The sequence below is a fragment of the Pseudomonas sp. B21-019 genome (assembly GCF_024749225.1).
GTDB lineage: Bacteria > Pseudomonadota > Gammaproteobacteria > Pseudomonadales > Pseudomonadaceae > Aquipseudomonas.
The window spans coordinates 6,198,784-6,222,008 of sequence record NZ_CP087193.1 but is presented as its reverse complement, the minus strand read 5'-3'; the positions used below and the strand labels follow the sequence as shown (position 1 = coordinate 6,222,008).

21 protein-coding genes are annotated in these 23,225 nt (G+C 60.7%); all 21 read left to right on the top strand.

The window, feature by feature from the left end:
- Positions 1 to 195 precede the first annotated feature (195 nt).
- A complete protein-coding gene (tssA, locus tag LOY36_RS28090; RefSeq protein WP_019650068.1) occupies positions 196 to 1,752 on the top strand; it encodes a type VI secretion system protein TssA in 1,557 nt (518 codons plus the stop codon).
- 32 nt (positions 1,753 to 1,784) lie between these two features.
- Positions 1,785 to 2,288 (top strand): type VI secretion system contractile sheath small subunit, encoded by a 504-nt coding sequence (tssB, locus tag LOY36_RS28085; RefSeq protein ID WP_007934526.1) that lies wholly within the window; start codon positions 1,785 to 1,787, stop codon positions 2,286 to 2,288.
- Positions 2,289 to 2,316: 28 nt separating this feature from the next.
- Positions 2,317 to 3,792 carry a type VI secretion system contractile sheath large subunit gene (tssC, locus tag LOY36_RS28080; protein WP_019580436.1) on the top strand — a complete coding sequence of 492 codons (1,476 nt, stop codon included), beginning with the start codon at positions 2,317 to 2,319 and terminating at the stop codon, positions 3,790 to 3,792.
- 12 nt (positions 3,793 to 3,804) lie between these two features.
- Positions 3,805 to 4,212 carry a type VI secretion system baseplate subunit TssE gene (tssE, locus tag LOY36_RS28075; RefSeq protein WP_018927433.1) on the top strand — a complete coding sequence of 136 codons (408 nt, stop codon included), beginning with the start codon at positions 3,805 to 3,807 and terminating at the stop codon, positions 4,210 to 4,212.
- Between the two features lie 10 nt (positions 4,213 to 4,222).
- Positions 4,223 to 4,735 (top strand): PAAR domain-containing protein, encoded by a 513-nt coding sequence (locus LOY36_RS28070; protein WP_064621122.1) that lies wholly within the window; start codon positions 4,223 to 4,225, stop codon positions 4,733 to 4,735.
- Positions 4,732 to 5,544 carry a hypothetical protein gene (locus LOY36_RS28065; protein ID WP_258671659.1) on the top strand — a complete coding sequence of 271 codons (813 nt, stop codon included), beginning with the start codon at positions 4,732 to 4,734 and terminating at the stop codon, positions 5,542 to 5,544. The genes LOY36_RS28070 and LOY36_RS28065 overlap by 4 nt, the downstream gene beginning before the upstream one ends.
- A gap of 2 nt (positions 5,545 to 5,546) precedes the next feature.
- The gene (locus tag LOY36_RS28060) at positions 5,547 to 5,747 is read left to right on the top strand and encodes a hypothetical protein (protein WP_258671657.1); all 201 of its coding nucleotides are present in this window, start codon (positions 5,547 to 5,549) and stop codon (positions 5,745 to 5,747) included.
- Between the two features lie 96 nt (positions 5,748 to 5,843).
- Complete coding sequence (locus LOY36_RS28055) at positions 5,844 to 6,056, top strand: hypothetical protein (RefSeq protein WP_408981098.1); 213 nt, start codon at positions 5,844 to 5,846, stop codon at positions 6,054 to 6,056.
- The gene (locus LOY36_RS28050) at positions 6,053 to 6,478 is read left to right on the top strand and encodes a hypothetical protein (protein WP_258671656.1); all 426 of its coding nucleotides are present in this window, start codon (positions 6,053 to 6,055) and stop codon (positions 6,476 to 6,478) included. The genes LOY36_RS28055 and LOY36_RS28050 overlap by 4 nt, the downstream gene beginning before the upstream one ends.
- 128 nt (positions 6,479 to 6,606) lie before the next feature.
- Positions 6,607 to 8,394, top strand: coding sequence for a type VI secretion system baseplate subunit TssF (gene tssF, locus LOY36_RS28045; protein WP_019650073.1), 1,788 nt, complete (start codon positions 6,607 to 6,609; stop codon positions 8,392 to 8,394).
- Positions 8,358 to 9,365 carry a type VI secretion system baseplate subunit TssG gene (tssG, locus tag LOY36_RS28040; RefSeq protein WP_018927440.1) on the top strand — a complete coding sequence of 336 codons (1,008 nt, stop codon included), beginning with the start codon at positions 8,358 to 8,360 and terminating at the stop codon, positions 9,363 to 9,365. The genes tssF and tssG overlap by 37 nt, the downstream gene beginning before the upstream one ends.
- Before the next feature lie 13 nt (positions 9,366 to 9,378).
- Entirely contained in the window at positions 9,379 to 12,027 is a 2,649-nt protein-coding gene (gene tssH / locus LOY36_RS28035; protein WP_258671655.1) for a type VI secretion system ATPase TssH, read from the top strand.
- 10 nt (positions 12,028 to 12,037) lie between these two features.
- Entirely contained in the window at positions 12,038 to 13,555 is a 1,518-nt protein-coding gene (locus tag LOY36_RS28030) for a sigma-54-dependent Fis family transcriptional regulator (protein ID WP_258671654.1), read from the top strand.
- Between the two features lie 297 nt (positions 13,556 to 13,852).
- Complete coding sequence (locus LOY36_RS28025; protein WP_007894589.1) at positions 13,853 to 13,993, top strand: hypothetical protein; 141 nt, start codon at positions 13,853 to 13,855, stop codon at positions 13,991 to 13,993.
- A gap of 17 nt (positions 13,994 to 14,010) precedes the next feature.
- Entirely contained in the window at positions 14,011 to 15,207 is a 1,197-nt protein-coding gene (tagH, locus tag LOY36_RS28020; RefSeq protein ID WP_258671653.1) for a type VI secretion system-associated FHA domain protein TagH, read from the top strand.
- Positions 15,208 to 15,212: 5 nt separating this feature from the next.
- The gene (gene tssJ, locus LOY36_RS28015; protein WP_018927445.1) at positions 15,213 to 15,713 is read left to right on the top strand and encodes a type VI secretion system lipoprotein TssJ; all 501 of its coding nucleotides are present in this window, start codon (positions 15,213 to 15,215) and stop codon (positions 15,711 to 15,713) included.
- Between the two features lie 2 nt (positions 15,714 to 15,715).
- Entirely contained in the window at positions 15,716 to 17,047 is a 1,332-nt protein-coding gene (tssK, locus tag LOY36_RS28010) for a type VI secretion system baseplate subunit TssK (protein ID WP_258671652.1), read from the top strand.
- Positions 17,048 to 17,052: 5 nt separating this feature from the next.
- Complete coding sequence (gene icmH, locus LOY36_RS28005) at positions 17,053 to 17,928, top strand: type IVB secretion system protein IcmH/DotU (RefSeq protein ID WP_018927447.1); 876 nt, start codon at positions 17,053 to 17,055, stop codon at positions 17,926 to 17,928.
- 13 nt (positions 17,929 to 17,941) lie between these two features.
- On the top strand, positions 17,942 to 21,481 hold the full coding sequence (tssM, locus tag LOY36_RS28000; protein ID WP_258671650.1) for a type VI secretion system membrane subunit TssM: 3,540 nt from the start codon (positions 17,942 to 17,944) through the stop codon (positions 21,479 to 21,481).
- A complete protein-coding gene (locus LOY36_RS27995) occupies positions 21,481 to 22,209 on the top strand; it encodes a PP2C family serine/threonine-protein phosphatase (protein WP_258671649.1) in 729 nt (242 codons plus the stop codon). Before tssM ends, LOY36_RS27995 begins: the two co-directional genes overlap by 1 nt.
- On the top strand, positions 22,206 to 23,222 hold the full coding sequence (locus LOY36_RS27990) for a serine/threonine-protein kinase (protein ID WP_258671648.1): 1,017 nt from the start codon (positions 22,206 to 22,208) through the stop codon (positions 23,220 to 23,222). The genes LOY36_RS27995 and LOY36_RS27990 overlap by 4 nt, the downstream gene beginning before the upstream one ends.
- Positions 23,223 to 23,225 lie beyond the last annotated feature (3 nt).

Here is a 23,225-nt window from a genome sequence, read left to right as displayed (position 1 = left end):
TCCTACATGCAATAGAGAAGCCGCCGTTTTATTGTTTATTTGGGTGCTTGCTAATGGCCATCATTGTGATTAGGATGCGCGCACTTGAAAGGGCGCGAACTCAATTGGATGAGGCTCATCGCAGCTCTTTGATACTGTCCGGCGCCATTGCAACTGCAATGGCCGCATGACCGTTATCCTAATTAAAGGCCATGGATGTCCTACTCAAGCAAACTTTCCGCTCATTACCTTGAACTCGCAAAAGCCTCTGTTTCCCAAGAGAGTTTCGCGGGCGAGGATGTTCGCTTTTCGAGCGAATACGAGGCATTGGAAAGCGAACTGGCCAAAGCCCAGTCCATGCACGAAAGTGGTCAGATCGACTGGCTGAAAATCCGTGAAAACAGCGAAAACCTGCTGCGCACTCAATCCAAGGATTTGCGTGTCGGCGCTTGGCTGACCTGGGCGCTGTACCAGCGCGAATCCTTCCAGGGGCTGCTGGCTGGCCTCGGTTTGCTGCACCATCTCTGTGAAAACCATTGGGCCGAAGTTCACCCGAACAAGGCCCGCACCCGCTCCGCCGCCATCAGCTGGTTGGTGCCGCGTCTTGAACAGGTGCTGAACGAAAACGTTGCGATCAAAGAGCAGCTGCCGCTGTTCCGCCGGCTGGTCGAGCATCTGGAAGGCCTCGATGCCGCGTGCACCGAGCACTTGGGCGATGACGCGCCGTTGCTGCTGCCGATCTCCCGCCGCTTGAAAAACATGGTTCAGCGCGCCGCCGATAACCAGCCGGAGCCCGGTGTGGTGGGCGCCGCAGTGGCCCAGGTCAAGCAGGCTGCGACCCAGCTGTTCACCCCCGGCGCGCCGATCGACAATGAGAAAGAAGCCCATAAGGCCCTGCGCGCCCAGCAGGAAAGCGCCCGTCCGTTGTGCGCCTGGTGGCTCAAGCAGAAAGCCACCGACCTGCGCGCCCTGCGCCTCAATCGTACGCTGCTGTGGCTGCCCATCGACGCGGTGCCCGAGCGCAATGCCGAGCAGATCACCGTCCTGCGTGGCGTGCCGGCAGACAAACTCAAGGCCTATCAGGACCGCTTCGACCAAGGGAAATACGCTGATCTGCTGGTAGAGCTGGAGGCGAGCCTGGCGAAGGCGCCGTTCTGGTTCGATGGCCAGCGAATGGTCTGGGAATGCCTTCAGGGGCTGAACGCCGAGATGGCCATGCGCGAAGTGGAAATCCACTTCGCGCTTTTGGTTCAGCGCCTGCCCGGCATTATCGAATTGCGTTTCCACGACGGCGCGCCGTTCGCCGACCCGGCCACCCGCGCCTGGATCAGCGCCCACGTCATGCCGCACCTGCAAAGCGCCAGTGCGCCGCGCAAGGTCGAAGTCGCCGATACCCAGCCGGCCTGGGAACTGGCCCTGGAAGAAGTCATGCCGATTCTGCGCAAGGACGGCCTCAAGGCCGCCGTGCAGATCCTCAAGCAGGGCCTGCAAAGCGCCCACGGCGGGCGGGTTCGGTTCTTCTGGCAGTTCGCCCTCGCGCGGCTGTGCTTCATGGCCAAGAAATACGAACTGGCCAAGACCCAACTCGAAACCCTCGACCAAACATTACAGGACTCAGGCCTGCACGCCTGGGAGCCCGATCTTGCGCTGGAAGTGCTGCATTTGCTGCATAGCTGCTGCGAGTTGTTACCGCAGAACCATGCAGTGCGTGAACGCAAGGAAGAGATTTATCGCAGGCTGTGCCACCTCGATCTCGAAGTGGTACTCGAATAGGCCCCAGGGCCACAACCGCAAGGAGAAAAGCCATGGCCAAAGAAGGCTCGGTAGCCCCCAAGGAACGCATCAACGTCACCTTCAAACCCGCCACCGGCGGTGCTCAGGAAGAGATTGAACTGCCGCTGAAACTACTGGCAATCGGTGACTACACCCACCGCAAGGACGAACGCAAAGTCGAAGATCGCAAGCCGATCAGCATCGACAAGATGACCTTCGACGAAGTGCTGGCCAAGCAAGAGCTGAGCCTGACGCTGAGCGTACCGAACCGTCTTCAGGAAGAAAGCGACACTGAAGAACTGGCCGTGCAACTGCGCGTCAACTCGATGAAGGACTTCAACCCGGCATCCTTGGTCGAGCAAGTGCCCGAGCTGAAAAAACTGATGGAGCTGCGCGACGCGCTGGTGGCCCTCAAAGGCCCGCTGGGTAACGCGCCTGCGTTCCGCAAAGCCATCGAAGGCGTGCTCGCCGACGACGAATCCCGCGGTCGCGTACTCGGTGAGCTGGGCCTGAACGCCGCAGCCCAGGACGCCTGAGCCCCCATCAGCCAAGGAAGCCAACACAATGAGCACTAGCGCAGCACAGCAAAAGAGCAACGAGAACGGCGAATACAGCATTCTCGACAGCATCATCGCCGAAACCCGCCTGACCCCGGATGACGAAGCCTACGACATCGCCAAGCGCGGTGTGTCGGCGTTCATCGAAGAGCTGCTCAAGCCGCAGAACAACGGTGAGCCGGTCAAGAAGGCCATGGTCGACCGCATGATCGCCGAGATCGATGCCAAGCTCAGCCGTCAGATGGACGAAATCCTGCACCACCCGGATTTCCAGTCCCTGGAATCGTCGTGGCGTGGCCTGCAGTTGCTGGTCGACCGCACCAACTTCCGCGAAAACATCAAGATCGAAATCCTCAACGTCTCCAAGGACGACCTGCTGGATGACTTCGAAGATTCGCCGGAAGTGATGCAGTCGGGCCTGTACAAGCACATCTACACCGCTGAATACGGCCAGTTCGGTGGTCAGCCGGTTGGCGCGATCATCGCCAACTACTACATGTCCCCAAGCTCGCCGGACGTGAAACTGATGCAGTACGTGTCCAGCGTAGCCTGCATGTCCCACGCGCCGTTTATTGCTGCCGCCGGCCCGAAATTCTTCGGCCTGGAAAGCTTCACCGGCCTGCCGGACCTGAAAGATCTGAAGGATCACTTCGAAGGCCCGCAGTTCGCCAAATGGCAGAGCTTCCGTCAGTCGGAAGACTCCCGTTACGTTGGCCTGACCGTGCCGCGCTTCCTGCTGCGTAACCCGTACGACCCGGAAGAAAACCCGGTCAAATCGTTCGTGTACAAAGAAACCGTCGCCAACAGCCACGAGCACTACCTGTGGGGCAACACGGCCTACGCGTTCGGCACCAAGCTGACCGACAGCTTCGCCAAATTCCGCTGGTGCCCGAACATCATCGGCCCGCAAAGCGGTGGCGCGGTTGAAGACCTGCCGTTGCACCACTTCGAAAGCATGGGCGAAATCGAAACCAAGATTCCTACTGAAGTACTGGTTAGCGACCGTCGTGAATACGAACTGGCCGAGGAAGGTTTCATCTCCCTGACCATGCGCAAAGGCTCCGACAACGCAGCGTTCTTCTCCGCAAGCTCGGTGCAGAAGCCGAAGTTCTTCGGCATCAGCGCAGAAGGCAAGGCTGCAGAGCTGAACTACAAGCTCGGCACCCAACTGCCGTACATGATGATCGTCAACCGCCTGGCTCACTACTTGAAAGTGCTGCAGCGCGAGCAACTCGGTTCGTGGAAAGAACGTACCGACCTCGAGCTGGAACTCAACAAGTGGATCCGCCAGTACGTGGCCGACCAGGAAAACCCGAGCGCCGAAGTTCGTGGCCGTCGTCCACTGCGCGCAGCCCAAATCATCGTCAGCGATGTTGAAGGCGAGCCGGGCTGGTACCGCGTCAGCCTGAACGTGCGCCCGCACTTCAAGTACATGGGTGCTGATTTCACCCTGTCGCTGGTTGGCAAGCTGGACAAAGAGTAAACGGAGCGACTCATGACTGGATACGGCAGCCTTTTCGAACGCTTGGGTGGCGACGCGGACAAACGCGTCGGCTGGAGCCGCGAGGTTTCCGCCATGGCGTCGGTGGCTGCCCATCTGGCCAAGATGCTCAGCACCCGTGCGGGCAGCGTGCAAACGCTGTCCGATTACGGGCTACCCGATCTCAATGACATGCGCCTGAGCCTGCACGACTCCCTGAGTCAGGCCCGCCGGGCCATCGAAAGCTTCATCGAAGCCTACGAACCGCGCCTGAGCAACGTGCGTGTCATCTCCCTGCCGCGTGACAACGATCAGCTTCGCCTGTCCTTCAGCATCGAAGGCCTGCTGGAAGTTGATGGTTTCAAGCGCCAGGTCAGTTTCGCCGCGCGCCTGGATGGCAGCGGTCAAGTAAAGGTCAATTAAGGAGACTCCGATGTCCGGCAAACCCGCAGCACGCGTATCCGACCCCACCGCTTGCCCGCTCCCCGGCCACGGCACCAACCCGATCGCCGCCGGTTCCGGCGACGTGTTCTTCGACGGCCTCGCGGCCGCCCGCCAAGGCGATGCCTCGGCGTGTGGTGGTGCGATGGTTGGCGATCTTGCAACGACTGTTTTGATTAACGGTAAACCGGCGGCGACCGTGGGCTCCGTTGGCGCTCATGGCAATAAAGTTACGGCCGGGTCTTCGACGGTGATTATCGGGAACTCTCACACGCCGGTTCCGTTTATTCCGCCGGTTCCATTGATGCTGTTTTCCCATTGTCAGCATGTTGTGATGGAAGATCAGGATGGAAATCCACTTCAGGATATTCCTTATCAGATTACAACCGCCAAAGGCGAAGTTATCTCCGGGCAAAGTGATGCAATGGGCAGAACCCAGTTGGTAGGGGGGGAAGAAGGTGAAACTTTTGACTTTCACGCCGCAATTGATGGAGCGTCGGTATGAGTGCCGAAATTTTGTCTACCTTGATGGCGCGGTCAATTGCGTTAACTCCAAAGTCAGATCCCGTCGGGAAAAAAGTTACCTATAAAGTATTCTGGAAAACGACTGCTTTCTGGACGGATGCAGATATTGCTGCTTATCACGACGAAGCACCATTGATTGCGGAAAGACTGATCAATGAGCAGTATTGGGATAAAAATGGCGCGGTAAGTAACTATAGATTTACCTGCGAAGATTTTGCAATCATGATCTTAGTAGAGTTTTCTAGTAAGCGCGGGCTTCCAGTTAAGCTGGTTACTGGCGTAAGGGCTTATAGAAACATGGAAAATTATAGTCCGTCCGCTCATGATCGATATGGGTCGAATAAGTACGGTTTCGCTGAAATGGTGATGCTGACTTACGGCGCCCGTGAGATGCAAAAAACGGGGGTCAATACTGTAGCAGTAGCCTCCTTGGAGGATTTGATGCCGGGCGACATCCTTGCGCAGGCACTTGATCGTCCGATAACGAATAATACTGCCCATCACATACAGATGGCTGTGGCTGTGACTGACTCACGAATTGATATACGCCAGGGAAATACAGACGCAGCAATTATCTGGCCTTTTACATGGCTTGAGAAGCTTAAGGGGAAAGATATGGCTGATCCCCAAAGTGGAGGATATGTAGGGCTTCCGGTACAAAAAGGATACTTCATTAAGTCAGGGACGGGCTGGACTTACCATAATCTGACGAAAGGCTCTGTTGGTGAGGATTTTCTTAAGTACTTTGAATTATACCGCTGGAATTTTATGGGGTTTAATAAGGAATGACTATGGAAGGTTACTTTGCCGGTATGGTAGATAATGACTATTTCGGCGTGCTGGCGTTTTTTTGTTTTTTTGTTGGTGTTGCCGGGCTTATACCAAGCGTTAGGGAAAAAAGGCTTCACAAGGTATTGAATTTTATTTGTGTTATGGCTGTTCCAGTCATGTTTGTGATAGGTGTCTATTATTTGACGCACTCCAGTGTCTGATTTTTATATGGTCATACCCTAGTGGGAATGGCACTGGCTGAATGCATTTATCATTAATACACCTTACATGCACTTGGAAAAATGACAGACATGCTAGTGAGCGGTGAAATAGAAGGCTACCTGGCCGTTGTAGCCGACAGCAATTTGTTTGGCGCTCTGGCATTGCTGAGTCTTGTGCTGATTCTGACCGGGCTTCGTCGTGGATTCCGAGAGTCGCTGCTGCATCGCGTGCTGACGTTCGTAGTGTTAATGACCGTCGTCCTGATGGAGCTCACCGGATCCTACTATGCGAATTTGAGTCCAGCATGAACATCTACGTTCGCGTTGCCATGTGCCTGGCTTTCCACGTCGCTGGATGCGTTGCGTACGCTTTCCTGAACGACGCAGTTGTCATTGCCTATAAAGCGTTCAACGGCGGATTTACCACACGTGGAGTGGGTATCGGTATCGCTCACTACACGTTCATTTACATTTTTTTCGGGGTGAATCTGGTGGTCGCGTTGATCCCGAACCTGTGGGTCAAGCTTGGCATCCTGGCGCTGATGGTCAGTTTCATTCTGTACACCATGGTGCCGGACAACCCCCTTCGCGCGCTCTTCTACACCGTGGCCCAGGGCGGAGTGACATTGCTGGCGATTCTGGTAACGCAGGTCATTGAGTTGCGTTTGGAAAGGCGCGCTCTGATGCGGCAGGCAGTACCTGTGAATCCTATTCAGGAGGTGATCGCATGATCAGTTCAGGTCGCCGCCGGTTGCTTCTCACAGCTCTGTGGCTCCTCGTGGGGTACGTGGTTTCAGGGCTGACAGTCGCGCTCTACAGGACGTTTTTTTCATGAGTTCCACTACCAGACAGGTAACCCATGTCCTTTAACCACTACTACCAAAGCGAACTCACCGCACTTCGCCAGTTAGGTCGTCGTTTCGCCGAGCGTAGCCCGGCGTTGGCGCCTTTCCTTGGTCAGGCCGGGCGGGATCCGGATGTGGAGCGGTTGCTGGAGGGCTTTGCCTTTCTGACCGGTCGTCTGCGCCAAAAGCTCGACGACGAGTTGCCGGAGCTCAGCCACTCGCTGATGCAGTTGCTGTGGCCGAACTACATGCGGCCGCTGCCGGCGTTCAGCATTTTGCAGTTCGATCCGTTGAAGCGTTCCGGGCCGGCGTTGAGGGTTGAGCGTGATACGCCGGTCGAGAGTGTGCCGGTCGATGATGTGCGCTGCCGTTTCCGTACGTGCTACCCGACCGAGGTGCTGCCGCTGGATCTGGCTGCGCTGAATTACTCGGTGAAGGGTGACGGTTCGCTGTTGAGCCTGCGCCTGGAGATGAGCGCGGATGGTCACCTCGGCGAGTTGGAGCTGAGTCGTCTGCGCCTGCACTTTGCCGGTGAGCGTTACATCAGCCAGATGCTTTACCTGAGCCTGTTGCGCAACCTCGAAGGCATCGAGCTGATCCCGCTGGACGGCGCCGGCAAGCCCATCAACGGCGTAAGCGGTCAACCGATGGCGTTCAAGATGCCCGGCGACCGTGTGCAGCCGGTGGGTTTTGCCGAAGAGGAAGCGTTGATCCCGTATCCGCTGAACACCTTCCGCGGCTATCGCTACCTGCAGGAGTATTTCGCTTTCCAGGACAAATTCCTGTTCGTTGATATCAACGGTCTGGACCTGCTCAAGGCATTGCCGGAAGACACCCTCAAGCAAATGCGCGGCCTTGAATTGCGCTTCGATATTCGCAAGAGCGGCATCATGCGGATGCGTCCGACCCTGGACAACGTGAAGCTCTATTGCACGCCGATCGTCAACCTGTTCGAGCACGATGCACTGCCGATTCGCCTCGACGGCAAACAGGACGAATACCTGCTGTTGCCGGCCGAATACGACCTGGAAAACTGCGGTGTGTTTTCGGTGGAAACCGTGACTGGCTGGAAGCCCGGCGGCCTCGGTTATCAAGAGTACGTGCCATTCGAATCCTTCGAGCACGACCCGAGTTTCGACGTGCCCAACAGCCGTCCGCATTACAGCATCCGCCAGCGTTCGTCGTTGCTGCACGACGGCCTCGACACCTACTTGAGCTTCGGCATCCGCCATACCGAAGCCCACGAAACCCTGTCGATCGAGCTGATGTGCACCAACCAGAACCTGCCGCGCAAGCTCAAGCTCGGCGACATCCGCATGGCCTGTGAAGAGACGCCGGAGTTTTTGAGCTTCCGCAACATCACCCCGGCTACCTCGAGTTTCGCGCCGCCGCTGAACCGCGACTTCCTCTGGAAGCTGATCAGCAACATGTCGCTCAACTATCTGTCGCTGGCCGACGTCAACGCGTTGAAGGTGATTCTCGAAACCTACGACCTGCCGCGCTACTACGACCAGCATGCGGAAAAAGTCAGCAAACGCCTGCTGGGCGGGCTCAAGTCGATCAAGCACCAGCATGTCGACAGATTGCACCGAGGGTTGCCGGTTCGCGGGTTGCGCACCGAGCTGACCATCGATCCGGAAGGGTATATCGGCGAGGGCGACCTGTTCGTGTTCGCTTCGGTTCTTAACGAGTTTTTCGCGCTTTACGCCAGTCTCAATTCGTACCACGAGCTGCGGGTAAAAAGCACACAGGGAGAGGTGTACCAATGGACACCACGTATGGGCCTGCAGCCCCTGCTTTAAGCGGGCTGACCCGGGTAATACGCGAGTACTCGCTGTTTCAGGCCGTGCTGCTGGTGATTGACCGGCTGCGCGATGCACACCCGCACCTGAGCGAAGACGACCTGTACGACCAGCTGGAATTCCAGGCCAACCCGAGCCTGGGTTTCCCTGGCAGCGACGTCGATCGCGTGGAGTTTTTCGAAGAACACGGGATGAGGCGCGCGCGTCTGCGTTTCAACCTGATCGGCCTGGTCGGCTCCGGTTCGCCGTTGCCTGCGTTTTACGGCGAACAGGCGCTGGGTGACAGCGAAGACGGCAACCCGACCCGTAACTTTCTCGACCTGTTTCACCATCGCCTGCAACGGCTGATGCTGCCGATCTGGCGAAAGTATCGCTACCGCGCGAGTTTCCAGAGTGGCGCGCTCGACCCGTTTTCGGCGCAGCTGTTTGCCCTGATCGGCCTCGGCGGCGAAGAGATCCGCAAGGCCCAGGAACTGAACTGGAAACGCCTGCTGCCGTACCTCGGCCTGCTCAGCTTGCGGGCGCACTCGGCGGCGTTGATCGAAGCGGTGCTGCGCTACTACTTCAAGCACGCCGAGCTGACCATCGAGCAGTGCATCGAGCGCCGCGTCGAAATCCTCGACGAGCAGCGCAATCGCCTCGGTCGCGGCAACAGCATGCTCGGCGAAGACCTGGTGCTGGGCGAACACGTGCGCGACCGCAGCGGCAAATTCCGCATTCACATCCGCGAGCTCGACTGGCAACGCTTCCACGAATTCCTGCCGATCGGTTTCGGCTACCAGCCGCTGTGCGCGCTGGTGCGGTTCACCCTGCGTGACCCGCTCGATTACGACATTCGCCTGGTGCTGCGCCAGGAAGAAATCCGCGAACTTCGCATCGGTGAGCAGAACGCCTGTCGCCTGGGATGGACCAGTTGGCTCGGCCGCGAAAAAGCGGACGGCGTGGTGACCCTGGGCAGCAAAATTCATTAAGGACAGATGACACATGATCAACGTAGACCTGCAACAACTTATCCAGGCGCTGGACGCCGAAACCCGTCGTGACCTGGAAAGTTCTGCCGAACGCTGCGTCGCCCGTGGCGGCAGCAAGATCCTCGTCGAAGACTTGCTACTGGGCCTGCTGGAGCGTCCGCAAGGCCTGCTCGCCCGGGCGTTGCAGGATGCCGAAGTGGACGCTGGCGAGCTGAGCGCCGCGCTGCAATCGCGGGTCGAGCACAGCGCCTCGCGCAACCCGGTGTTCGCCCCGGAACTGGTGCAGTGGCTGCAGGACGCCTTGCTGGTGGCCAACCTCGAACTGGGCCAGAGCCAGGTCGAGCAGGCCGCGTTGATCCTCGCATTGCTGCGCAACCCGATGCGCTATGCCGGCAGCCGTTATCAGTCGTTGCTGGCCAAGCTGAACATCGAGCGTCTGAAAGAATTCGCCCTGTCGCAGAAAGAACAACCGGCCACCGGCAAACCGGCGGTGCCCGGCGAATCACTGCTGGAGCGCTTCACCCACAACCTGACCCAGCAGGCTCGCGACGGCAAACTCGACCCGGTGCTGTGCCGCGATGGCGCGATCCGTCAGATGGTCGACATCCTCGCTCGTCGCCGCAAGAACAACCCGATTGTGGTGGGTGAAGCGGGCGTCGGTAAAACCGCCATCGTCGAAGGACTGGCCTCGCGCATCGCCGCCGGTGAAGTGCCGCAAGTCTTGAAAGGCGTTGAGCTGCTGTCGCTGGACATGGGCCTGTTGCAGGCCGGCGCCAGCGTCAAAGGCGAGTTCGAACGTCGCCTCAAAGGCGTGATCGACGAAGTCAAAGCCTCGCCGAAGCCAATCATCCTGTTCATCGACGAAGCCCATACCCTGATCGGCGCGGGTGGCAACGCCGGCGGTTCTGACGCGGCCAACCTGTTGAAACCAGCCCTGGCCCGTGGCGAGTTGCGCACCATCGCCGCCACCACCTGGGCGGAGTACAAAAAATACTTCGAGAAAGACCCGGCCCTGGCCCGTCGTTTCCAACCGGTGCAACTGCACGAACCGACCGTCAGCGAAGCGGTGACCATTCTGCGTGGCCTGGCTCAGGTCTACGAGAAGAGCCACGGCATCTACCTGCGCGATGACGCGGTGGTTGCCGCGGCTGAGTTGTCCGCCCGTTACCTGGCGGGTCGTCAGCTGCCGGACAAGGCGGTCGACGTGCTCGACACCGCCTGCGCCCGGGTGCGCATCAGCCTCGCCGCCGCCCCGGAAAGCCTGGAACGCCTGCGTGGCGAACTGGCCGAAGGTGGCCGTCAGCGTCAGGCCCTGCGTCGTGACGCCGAAGCCGGTCTGCTGATCGATCACGAAGCGTTGGACGCTCTGGAAGATCGCCTGGCCGATGCCGAAGACGAAAAGGTCGCCCTCGAAACGCTGTGGACCGAGCAGAAAGAACTGGCCGAGCGCCTGCTGGACCTGCGTCAGCAACTGGCCAAGGCCCGTGAGACCGCCGCTGTCGAACCGACCATCACGGTCGAGGAAGACGCCGAAGGCACCGTGATCGAAACGTTGCCGGTGGACGAAGGGCAAAGCGTTGAAACCCTGGAAACCGCGCTCAACGAAACTCACAAAGCGCTGACCGAGCTTCAGGTCAAAGAACGCCTGGTGAGCTTCGAAGTCTGCCCGCGTCTGGTGGCCGAAGTGATCAGCGCCTGGACCGGTGTGCCATTGGCGCAACTGGCTCGCGAACACAACGCCAAGGTCGCAAGCTTCGCCACCGACCTGCGCACGCGTATTCGTGGTCAGGAGCAAGCGGTTCATGCGCTGGACCGTTCGATGCGCGCCACTGCCGCTGGCCTGAACAAGCCTGATGCCCCGGTCGGTGTATTCCTGCTGGTCGGCCCGAGCGGCGTCGGCAAGACCGAAACCGCGCTGGCCCTCGCTGATTTGTTGTACGGCGGTGATCGTTTCATCACCACCATCAACATGTCCGAGTTCCAGGAGAAGCACACCGTGTCGCGTCTGATCGGTGCGCCGCCGGGCTACGTCGGTTACGGCGAGGGCGGCATGCTCACCGAAGCCGTGCGGCAGAAACCGTACTCGGTGGTGTTGCTTGATGAAGTCGAAAAAGCCGACCCGGACGTGCTCAACCTGTTCTACCAAATCTTCGACAAAGGCGTGGCCAACGACGGGGAAGGGCGCGAGATCGATTTCCGCAACACGCTGATCCTGATGACCTCGAACCTGGGCAGCGACCGCATCAGCGAACTCTGCGAAGACGGCGCGCGGCCGACCGCCGAAGTCCTCGAAGAAACCATACGCCCGGTGCTCAGCAAACACTTCAAACCGGCGTTGCTGGCGCGCATGCGCGTGGTGCCTTACTACCCGGTGGGCGGCCCGGTGCTGCGCGAGCTGATCGAAATCAAACTCGGTCGTCTGGGCGAGCGCCTGAACCGCCGTCAGCTGGATTTCACTTACTCCCAGGACCTCGTCGATCACCTGGCCGAACGCTGCACTCAAAGCGACAGCGGCGCACGCCTGATCGACCACTTGCTCGACCTGCATGTGCTGCCGCTGGTGGCCGACCGTTTGCTCGATGCGATGGCCACCGGTGAAAGCCTCAAGCGCGTGCATGCGACGCTCGACGGCAATGCCAGCGTGACGTGCGAGTTCGCCTGAGGTGGGTGTGATGTTCACTCAAGTGCCGCAACCGCTGGTCTATGCCGAAGCCTTGCTGGCGCAGTTCGCCAGCCTGTCGCGGGCGGCGGACAGCGCTGTGCTGCTGGGTGACTTCGTGCGCGGCCTGGCCGAGCTCAGCGGTTGCGAGCTGACGCAGTTGTACCTGCTGGATGCGACCCACACTTGCCTGGGGATGAACGCCGAGTGCCTGAACGGCGTTCTGCAACCCCGGGAAGGGGCGAGCCTGCCGGCGGATTACAACGGTGAACAACTGCTGCAATTCGCCCTGTGCCAGAACCGCGTGGTGTGCCTCAGCGAGCTGAGCGGCAGCCTGCACGAAACCAGTTTCCTGCCACCCCAGGCCACGCCCTGGCAGTCGCTGCTGTGCGTGCCGCTGGTCAATCAGCAGAAGGCTGTCGAAGGTTTGCTGCTGTGCGCCAGTCGCCGCCAGATCGACCTGCAAGGGTTTGCCGATTCCCTCGGTCAACTGGGCTCGTTCGTGCTCGGTCAGTTGCACTTGCTGCAACGTTTGCGTCAGCCGACCGGTGATACACGCCCGGCGCTACTCAACGTCCCGAGCGCCAGCGGTTATGGCCTGATCGGCAAGAGCGTGGCGATGCGCCAGACCTACTCGTTGATCAGCAAAGTCCTGCACAGCCCCTACACCGTGCTGCTGCGCGGTGAGACCGGCACCGGCAAGGAAGTGGTCGCGCGGGCGATTCACGATTGCGGCCCGCGCCGGTCCCAGGCGTTCATCGTGCAGAACTGCGCAGCGTTCCCCGAGAACCTGCTGGAAAGCGAGCTGTTCGGCTACCGCAAGGGCGCCTTCACCGGTGCCGATCGCGACCGTGCGGGACTGTTCGACGCGGCCAACGGCGGCACCTTGTTGCTCGATGAAATCGGCGACATGCCGCTGTCCCTGCAAGCCAAGTTACTGCGGGTATTGCAGGAGGGCGAGATCCGCCCGTTGGGTTCCAACGACACCCACAAGATCGACGTGCGGATCATCGCCGCAACGCACCGCGATTTGTCGGTGCTGGTCAGCGAAGGCAAGTTCCGCGAGGACTTGTACTACCGCCTCGCGCAATTCCCGATCGAACTGCCGGCCCTGCGTCAACGCGAAGGCGACATCCTCGACCTGGCGCGGCACTTCGCCGACAAGGCTTGCGCGTTTCTGCAGCGCGATGCGGTGCGTTGGTCCGACGCGGCGCTGGATCACCTGTCCGGTTATGCCTTCCCCGGCAACGTTCGCGAACTCAAGGGTTTGGTCGAGCGCGCAGTACTGCTGTGCGAGGGCGGCGAGTTGCTAGCCGAGCATTTTTCCCTGCGCATGGAAGCCATGCCGGAAGACAGCAGCCTGAACCTGCGCGAACGCCTGGAGCAGGTCGAACGCAGTCTGCTGCTCGACTGCCTGCGCAAAAACGACGGCAACCAGACCCTCGCCGCCCGCGAACTCGGGCTGCCACGGCGCACGCTGCTGTACCGCCTCGGGCGGCTGAATATCAATTTGGGTGACTTCGATGGTTAACCCAAAACAAATTTCTGTGGCGAGTGGACTTCCTGTGGTGAGCAGGCTTTCTGTGGCGAGGGGGCTTGCCCCCGTTCGGCTGCGAAGCAGTCGTAGTCCGGTAAATGTGGTTTGCCTGAATAAACAGGATGGCCGGTTTTGGGGCCGCTTTGCGACCCAACGGGGGCAAGCCCCCTCGCCACAGGGGATCTGCTCTAAGCCTTGGATTAGAGCCTCCCAATCAAACTCATTCGCTTCTGATAGCGCCACCCGAAAGGGTCGGCGCTTTGTGCTTTGTCTACCTCTGGAGACCCTCTGATGCCTGTTCGTCACTGGCAAGCCGTCCTGCTGACCCTCGTCGTTCTATGCGGCCTCGGCGGCTGTAGCGGCAATTACAAATACAACGACAACACCTATCGCCCGTTGGGTGATCCGCAGGCGGTCAATCGCGGCAAGTGACCGCAAGGAGCATCATCATGGAACTGGTTTTCGAAATGCTGAACACCAAGCAGTTCGTGCCCACGGATTTGTGCCAGAAGACCTTCAAACAGGCCGGTGGCGTGATCGGCCGGGGCGAGGACTGCGACTGGATCATCCCCGACCGCAAGCGTCACCTGTCCAACCACCACGCGGTGATCAGCTACCGCGAGGGCATGTTTTTCCTGACCGATACCAGCAGCAACGGTATCCAGGACAGCGAAAGCGGCGCACGCCTGCGCAAGGGCGAGCCGATGCGCATCGAACACGGCAGCGTGTATGTGCTGGGTGACTTCGAGATTCGCGCGCGACTGGTGCGCGACCCGGCGACGTTCGACGTCGAAGTCGGCCGTCCGCAGGCCGCGGGCAGCATCATCCCGGACGACGCATTCCTCGACCTTGACCCGCTCAATGCCCTCGACCAGCAAGAACGCGTGTACTCGGAAATCGAGGAGCTGATTTCCCCGAGCACGGTGATCGAGGACACCCGTCAGCGCGCCGACTACGCGCGCATCGACATGGAAAGCCTGATGGTGCCGGAGCTGATCGCCGCCCCGGCAGAGCCAGCGCCAGCCCCGCCGCCAAAAGCGGTTGAGCGTCAGAGCGAAGGTTTCTGGGAGCACTTCGGCGCGGCGTTGGGCGTGGACCTCAAAGGCCTCGACCACGACGCCCGCGAAGCCCTGGCCCTGAACGCCGCACGCCTGCTCAAGCAGAGCGTCGGCGGTTTGCAGCAGAGCCTGCGCACCCGCAGCGAGCTGAAAAACGAACTGCGCCTGGCCCAGACCACCGTGCAAGGCAGCCAAAAGAACCCGTTGAAATTCGCCGTCGATGCCGGTGAAGCGTTGGGCATTCTGTTGCAGGGCAACAAGCCGGGCCAATTGCCGGCCGAGCAAGCGATCTCCCGTGCGTTCCGCGATTTGCAGGCGCATCAGGTGGCCTTGCTGACCGCCAGCCGCGCCGCCGTTCGCGGCACTCTTGAGCACTTCTCGCCACAACAGCTGACCCTGCGTTTCGAGCGAGACAACAAGCCATTGCTCGCCACCTCCGGCAGTCGCTGGAGAGCTTATGGGCGTTATCACCAGGCCCTGCGTCAGGACGATGAATGGAGCGAACGTCTGTTGGCCCGCGACTTCGCCCAGGCCTACGAAGAACAGATCCGCCTGATTTCCACCCTACACACCGACCACCAAGGATGATGCGCATGTCTCGCTGTTCCACCGCTTTTTTCAAGATGCTGACTGCGTTCGCTGCTTTGGTGCTGCTGGCCGGTTGCTCGTCGCTGTCGCCGTATTCCACCGTGACCAAGCTCAACCTGAAGCTGACCGCCAGCGATCAATTGAACCCGGACCTCAACGGTCGTCCGTCGCCGATCGTCGTACGCCTGTTCGAGCTCAAGCACCCGGTGGCCTTCGAGAACGCTGATTTCTTCAGCCTCTACGAACGCGCCAAGGAATCCCTGGCCCCGGACTTGGTGGCCAGCGAAGAACTGGAACTGCGCCCAGGCGAAACCGTCGAGCTCAAGCTCAGCGTGGAAGAGGGCAGCCGTTACGTTGGCGTGCTCGCCGCCTACCGCGACCTGCCGGAAACCAAGTGGCGCTACACCGTGCAAATCACTCCGGTGCAAGTCACCGCGGCTGACCTGACCCTCGATCAGGCCGGCATCCGCAACACCCATGAAACGCTCGCCAAGGCGGATGACTGAACATGAATGCCCATAAAGTCATTTGGCAGGAAGGCATGCTGTTGCGTCCGCAGCACTTCCAGCACAACGATCGTTACTACGACCACCAGATGAAGACCCGCACCCAGTTGCTGGGCAGCTACACCTGGGGCTTCCTCAACCTGGAAATCGACTTGCAGTTCCTCAACATGGGCAAACTGGTGATCAGCCAGGCCTCGGGGATTCTGCCGGATGGCAGCCTGTTCGAACTGGGCGGCAACACCGAGCCGCTGGCCCTGGACGTGCCGCCGAACACCGGCAACACGCCGATCTATCTGGCGCTGCCGCTGGTGACCGGTAACCACATCGAAGCCCGCCGCCCGGAGCAATCCGACGTGCTGGCGCGCTACACCGCGTATGAAGCGGAAGTCGCCGACTCCAATGCCGGCGACGACTCCGCCAGCCAGGTCAGTTGCGCCCGTCCGGACTTCAAGCTATTGCTCGGCGAGCAGCAGAGCGACCAGGCCTACGTGAAACTGAAGATCTGCGAAGTGCTCGACACCACGCCTGACGGCGTGATCAGCCTCGACCCGGATTTCGTGCCGACCTACATTCAGGCGCACTCGTCCAGCTACCTGCTGTCGTGCCTCAAAGAAGTGATCAGCATGCTCGGCCACCGGGGCGACACCATCGCCGACCGGATCCGCTCCAACGGCAAGGTCGGTGGCGCGGAAGTCGGCGACTTCATGATGCTGCAACTGATCAACCGCACCGAACTGTTGCTGCGCCATTACCTCGGCCTGGAGCAGGTTCACCCGGAAGAGTTGTACCGCACGCTGCTGACCATGCTCGGCGATCTGGCGACGTTTTCCAGCGACAGCAAACGCCCGCGTCTGGACAGCCGTTACCAGCACAGCGATCAGGGCGCGAGCTTTCGCAAACTGATGGAAGCGATTCGTCAGGTGCTGTCGATGGTGCTCGAACAGCACGCCATCGAGCTGATTCTGCAAGCGCGTCAGTACGGGATCATCGTGTCGCCGTTGCACGACCACAAACTGCTGGGCTCGGCTTCGTTCGTGCTCGCAGCCAGTGCCAACTGCGACTCCGAAGAACTGCGCCATCGCCTGCCGGCGCACCTCAAGGTCGGCCCGGTGGAGCGCATCCGCCAACTGGTCAACCTGCACCTGCCGGGCATCAAGGTCAAACCGTTGCCGGTGGCCCCACGGCAGATCGCGTTCCACTCCAACAAAACCTATTTCATCCTCGAACTCAGTTCCGAAGACCTGGCGCAACTCGAACGCTCCGGCGGCTTCGCGTTCCACGTGTCCGGCGAATTCGCCGAGCTTGAACTGAAATTCTGGGCCATCAGGAACTGACCGACATGATCAAGGACATGGAACACACCCAGGACGACAAAACCGTCCTGCTCGACCGCCAGGGCCACGGCCCGGCCTCGAGTCCGCTGACTGACTTCGCGGCACCACCGCGTTTTGAACAGTTGGAAGAACGGATGATCTATGCCGCGCGCCTGCGCCCGGCCGAAGCGTTCAACATCAGCCTCAATTCGCTGGTGGCGGCGGCGTCCGAACTGCTGTCGGAAGTGGTGCGGCTCAAGCACAGCGACACCCGCGAAGACCTGTACGCGCTCAACGAGCGGCTGACTGCCGGGCTGAAACTGTTTGAAGTGCGGGCGCTGCACAACGGTGCTGAAAGCAGCCAGGTGATGGCCGCCCGTTACGTGCTCTGCACCGTGGTCGACGAAGCCGTCGTCACCACGCCGTGGGGCAACGAAAGCGAGTGGTCGCAGATGAGCCTGCTCAGCAGCTTCCACAACGAAACCTTCGGTGGCGAGAAGTTCTTCCAACTGCTGGATCGCCTGTCGAAAAACCCGGTCAAGCACCTGCCGATGCTGGAGCTGATGTACCTGTGCCTGTCCCTCGGTTTCGAAGGCAAGTACCGGGTGCAAGCGCGCGGCATGCTCGAACTCGAAGGCATCCGCGACGCCCTGTATCGGCAGATTCGCCAACTGCGCGGCGACGTGCCTCGCGAGTTGTCGCCGCACTGGGAAGGCTTGAACGATCAGCGTCGCAGCCTGGTGCGCATTGTGCCGGCGTGGATGGTGGTGCTGTTCACCGTGGTGTGCCTGGTGGTGATGTATTCGGGCTTTGCCTGGGTGCTGGGTGAACAACGCGAAACCGTTCTGCAACCTTATCAGCAGCTTGATCCGGCCACGGCTCAGCCGCAGTCGAAGCCGTAAACAGGGACGTGTGATGAAAAAGTTTTTCAAGAAAGTCGGCGCGTTCCTGCGCCAGACCTGGGTATGGACCCTGTTGCTGGTGCTGTTCGTTGCGCTGCTGGTGTGGTTCGTCGGGCCGCTGCTGGCGGTCAATGACTACAAATTCTGGGAAGGTTCGACCTCCCGTTTGCTGACCATCAGTGTGCTGTTCCTGATCTGGGGCCTGACCATGGTCTTCGTCAGCTGGCGCGCCGGTGTGCGCAAAAAGGCTGTGGAAGCCACCGAAGACGGCCAGGACCGCATTCGCCGTGAAGAGCTGATCGACGAAGAAGAGAAAGAGTTGAAGGTGCGTTTCAAGGACGCCCTGAAAACCCTGAAGACGTCGAGCCTGTATCGCGGCCGCAGTGAACGCTGGCGCAGTGATTTGCCGTGGTACTTGCTGATCGGCCCGCAGGGCAGCGGCAAGACCAGCCTGCTGGACTTCTCGGGCCTTGAGTTTCCGATCAACAAGATCGACCGCAAACTCACCCGCGACACCCTCGGCACGCGGCATTGCGACTGGTACTTCGCCGACCACGGCGTGCTGATCGACACCGCCGGGCGTTACCTGACCCAGCCGGATGCCGAAGTCGATGGCAGTGCCTGGAGCACCTTGCTCGACCTGCTGCGTAAGCGTCGCCGCAACCGCCCGTTGAACGGCGTGCTGGTGACCATTCCGGTGGAAACCCTGCTGGGCGGCAGCGAGCAGGACCTCGAAACCCTGGCCCGCCAGGTGCGTGCGCGCCTGCAAGACGTGCATCAGAAACTGCACGTCGATGTGCCGATTTATCTGGTGTTGAGCAAGGCCGATCGCCTGCTCGGTTTCGACGAGTTCTTCGATCAACTGACCCGCGAAGAAAGCGATCAGGTCCTCGGCACCAGCTTCCGCAAAGAGCAGAGCGGCACCGATGTGGCCGTGCTGCGCGCCGAGTTCGAAGAGCTGCTGCGTCGCCTCAACAGCCAGGTGATCATGCGCATGCACCAGGAGCGCGACACCCAGCGCCGTGGCCGCATCCTCGACTTCCCGCATCAACTGGGGCAGATCGGCGAGCGCCTGTGCCTGTTCGTCGACCTGGCGTTCACCGGCAACCGCTACCAGCGTGTCAGCCAGTTGCGTGGTTTCTACCTGACCAGCGCACCGCACCTGACTCAACAGATGGACCAGACCACCGCCAGTATCGGCGCCAACCTGGGCATGAGCGCCGGCATGCTGCCAACCCTGCGCAGCGGCCGTTCGCGGTTCATTCACCATTTGCTCAGCCGGGTGATTTTCCCCGAGGCCGACCTGGCCGGTCTGGACAAGCGCGAGCGCAGCCGCATCCATTGGGGTCAACGTGCTCTGTACGTGGGCGCACTGGCGGCATTGGCGCTGTTCGGCATGCTCTGGGCGGGCGGTTTCTCGGCCAACTATGAGCGTCTGGAAAACCTGCGCTCCCTGGCGCAAACCTGGAACCAGCAACGCTCGGCCCTGACTGCGCGCGATGATTCGATGGCGGTGCTCAAGACTCTCGACACCAGCTACGCGGCGACTCAGGTGTTCCCGAACAAGGGTGACGTGTCGTACCACGAACGCGGCGGCCTGTATCAGGGCGAAGATGCCAATCCGGTGGTCAAGAGCGCCTACGAGCGTGAGCTCGAAGCGCAACTGCTGCCACGGGTTGCGACGCTGCTGGAAGGGCAGATCCGCGCCAACATGAAGGACCGCGAACGCCTGCTCAACAGCCTGCGCGCGTACCTGATGCTGAACATGAAAGATCGCCGCGATGCGGCATGGCTCAAGGATTGGGTCGCCACTGACTGGTCCCTGCGCTACGCCGGCAACACTGCGGTGCAGAACGGTTTGAACGCCCACTTCGAGCGTTTGCTCAAGCAGCCGTTTATCTACCCGCTCAACGAACAACTGGTGGCGCAGGCGCGTCAGGTACTGCGCAGCGAGTCGCTGGCCAACGTGGTTTACCGGATGCTGCGCGAGCAGGCCCGCAACCTGCCGGAATACCGCCTGAGCCAACACATCGGCCCGCAGGGTTCGTTGTTTGTCGGCACCGATTACGTGATTCCGGGGTTCTACACCCAGCAAGGCTATCAGCAGTATTTCTCGGTCCAGGGCGCTGCGCTGGTCACCGATATCCTGCGTGACAACTGGGTGCTGGGCGAAGGCTCGGGCATCAGCGGCATGGACTTGCGTCGCCTGATGGTCGAACTGGAGCAACTGTACTTCCGCGACTACGCCAACTTCTGGAGCGAGGCGGTCGGCCAGGTGGCACTGCCCGCGATCAGCGATTTCAGTGAGGGTGCCGAGCAACTGGCGGGCCTGACGTCGGCCAATTCCCCGGTGCTGCAACTGCTGGTGGAAGTGCGCGAGAACACCCGCTTTCCGGCGGAAGCCGAACCGGTTGATGAGGCGGCCGATGCCGCTGCAAAACTGGGCGAGCAGAAGGGCAAGCTCGGCAAGTTGGGCAAACTGGCGTCGGCCGCAGCGGACGCGGCGTCTGACATGGCCGCGACCAAAAACCTGCCGGACACCGCGAAGAAATCCCTGCAACGTCGCTTCGAACCGCTGCACCGCTTGCTGGATGACAACAACGGCCCGGCCGCTGATTTGACTCCGGCCCTGCAAGCACTCAACGACCTGCAAATGCAAATGGCAAGCCTGGCCCGCGCCAGTTCGCCAGAGCAGGCCGCGTTCGAAATGGCCAAGACCCGCATGAGCGGCCAGCGTGATGCGCTGAGCAACCTGCGCAATGCGTCGAACCGTCTGCCGCGTCCGGTGAGTGTGTGGTTCAACGTGCTGGCCGAAGACACCTGGCGTCTGGTGCTCAACGATTCCTACCAGTACCTGAACCAGCGTTATCAGAGTGAGCTGTACAGCTTCTACGGCAAAGCGATCAACAAGCGTTACCCGTTCAGCGCCCACAGCACCAGCGACGTTGCGATCAGCGACTTCCGCGAGTTCTTCAAGGCCCAGGGCATCGCCGATCGGTTCTTTGATACCTACATGCGTCCATTCGTCAGTGGCGATCCAGGCAACTACCGCCTGCGCAGCATCGACGGTCACAGCATGCCGATCTCCAAGGTCTACCTCGACCAGATGGCCGCGGCACAAGTGATCCGCCAGAGCTTCTTCGCCATCAACCCGGCCGAGCCGCAAGTGCAGTTCAAACTGGAGCCGTACACCCTCGACCCGGCGGTCAGCCGTTCCGAGTTCAAGTTTGGCGACAAGACCATCGAATACCGCCACGGCCCGATCGTGCCGGTGTCGTTCAAATGGCCGACCGACGCTGAAGACGGTCGCACCAGCCTGGTCCTCGACAAAATGGCTGGCCGCCCGATCGGTATCGAGAAGAACACCGGCCCATGGTCGCTGTTCCGTCTGTTCGACCTGATGCAGACCGAGTACCTGACCGGTCGCGACGTGCTGGTGCTCAAGGCAGACGTGGGTGGCCTGCGCGCCAACTACTTGCTGTCGAGCCAGCGCACGCCGAACCCGTTCGACATGGGCGTGCTGCGTACCTTCCGTATGCCGGTGCAGCTCTGATGCTGGTTGCCAGCCCCTGGCGCAGCGCTGCGCGTACCGATCCGGGCAAGGTTCGGGCGCGCAACGAAGATGCCTTTCTCGACTGTCCACAGCAGGGGCTGTGGGTGGTCGCGGACGGCATGGGCGGTCATCAGGGTGGCGACATCGCCAGCCAGTTGATCGTCGCCAGCCTGGCGGAATTGCCGGTGCAGGATGACTTCGACGAACGACTCAAAGGTATTCGCCAGTGTCTGCACTGGCTCAACCGCCGCTTGGGTCAGGAGTTGACCGTCACCGCCGGGCGTCACGACAGCATCATGGGCAGCACCGTGGTGGCGCTGCTGGTGGAAGGCAATCGCGCGGCCTGCATCTGGGCCGGTGACAGCCGTTGCTACCTGTGGCGCGGCCAGCGTTTGTATCAGCTGTCCAAGGACCATTCGCTGCAACAGCAACTGATCGACGAACAGAACATGAGCGTCAAAGACGCTCGCGCACATCCTGCCGCTCATGCGCTGACCCGTGCGGTCGGCGCTGCCGAGCAACTGACGCTGGATGTGTTGGAACTCGAGGTCTATCCCGGCGATGCGTTTCTGTTGTGCAGCGACGGTTTGTATCAAGGGCTGACTAGCGATGCCCTGGGCAACGCCCTGAGCCTGACCGCACCGCACGTTGCGCTGGAGCGTCTGTTCGACGGCGCTCTGCGTGGCTCGGCCCGGGATAACCTGACTGCCGTGGTGATCCGCCAATGACTGAATTCATGCCACCGATCGACGACCTGCTGGTGACCGAGGAAGAAGCCAATAACCTGACTTACTTCGCTTTCGCCAAGTCTCTGAACGACAAGCCGCACAAGGCCGAGCCCGCGCTGGCGCCAACCAAGGCCAGCATCGGCGAAATGCCCGACGTGCTTGCGGGCCGTTACCGCATCGAGCGCCTGCTCGGTGCCGGTGGCATGGGCGCGGTTTACCGTGCACGGGATCTGCTGCGCGAACAGTTCGGCGATCCCGACCCCTACATTGCGCTGAAAATCCTCAGCGAAGAATTTGCCGAATCGCCGGACGCCAGTGCTTTGCTCTACAGCGAGTTCACCCTGACCCGACGACTGCGCCACAACAACGTGCTGCGTTTGCACACCTTCGAAGTGGACACCGACTGCCAGCGGGCCTTCATCACCATGGAACTCATGCGTGGGCTGACCCTGGACAAATTACTCTGCGAGCGGCCCCTGGGCCTGCCGTGGAAAGAACTGCGCGACATCGCGCTGCCGCTGCTTGATGCGCTGGCCTACACCCACGCTCGCGGCGTGCTGCACGGCGACCTGAAGCCGAGCAACGTGATGCTCAGCGAAGAGGGCGTGCGTCTGTTCGACTACGGCCTCGGCCAGGCCGAAGAGGGCATCTTGCCCGGCCTGCCGCACCTGAGCCGCGACCGCTTCAACGCCTGGACCCCCGGCTACGCCGCCCCCGAACTGCTTGAAGGCCAGCCACTCTCGGCCAGCGCGGACGTGTACGGCGTGGCCTGCGTGCTCTATGAATTGGCGGGCGGCAAACACCCGTTCCGCCGCTTGCCGTCGACCGAGGCCCGCGACGGCCACCTCGACCGTGAGCTGCACGCACCTCGAAATCTACCCAAACACTGCTGGCCAGCCCTGCGAACGGCGCTGGCTTTCGATGCGGCCAAGCGCACCATCACCGCCGCCCAATTGCGTGACGCCCTGGGCGCCACTTCGTCTTTGCTGCAACGCCTTCGACTGCGGGCGTAACGG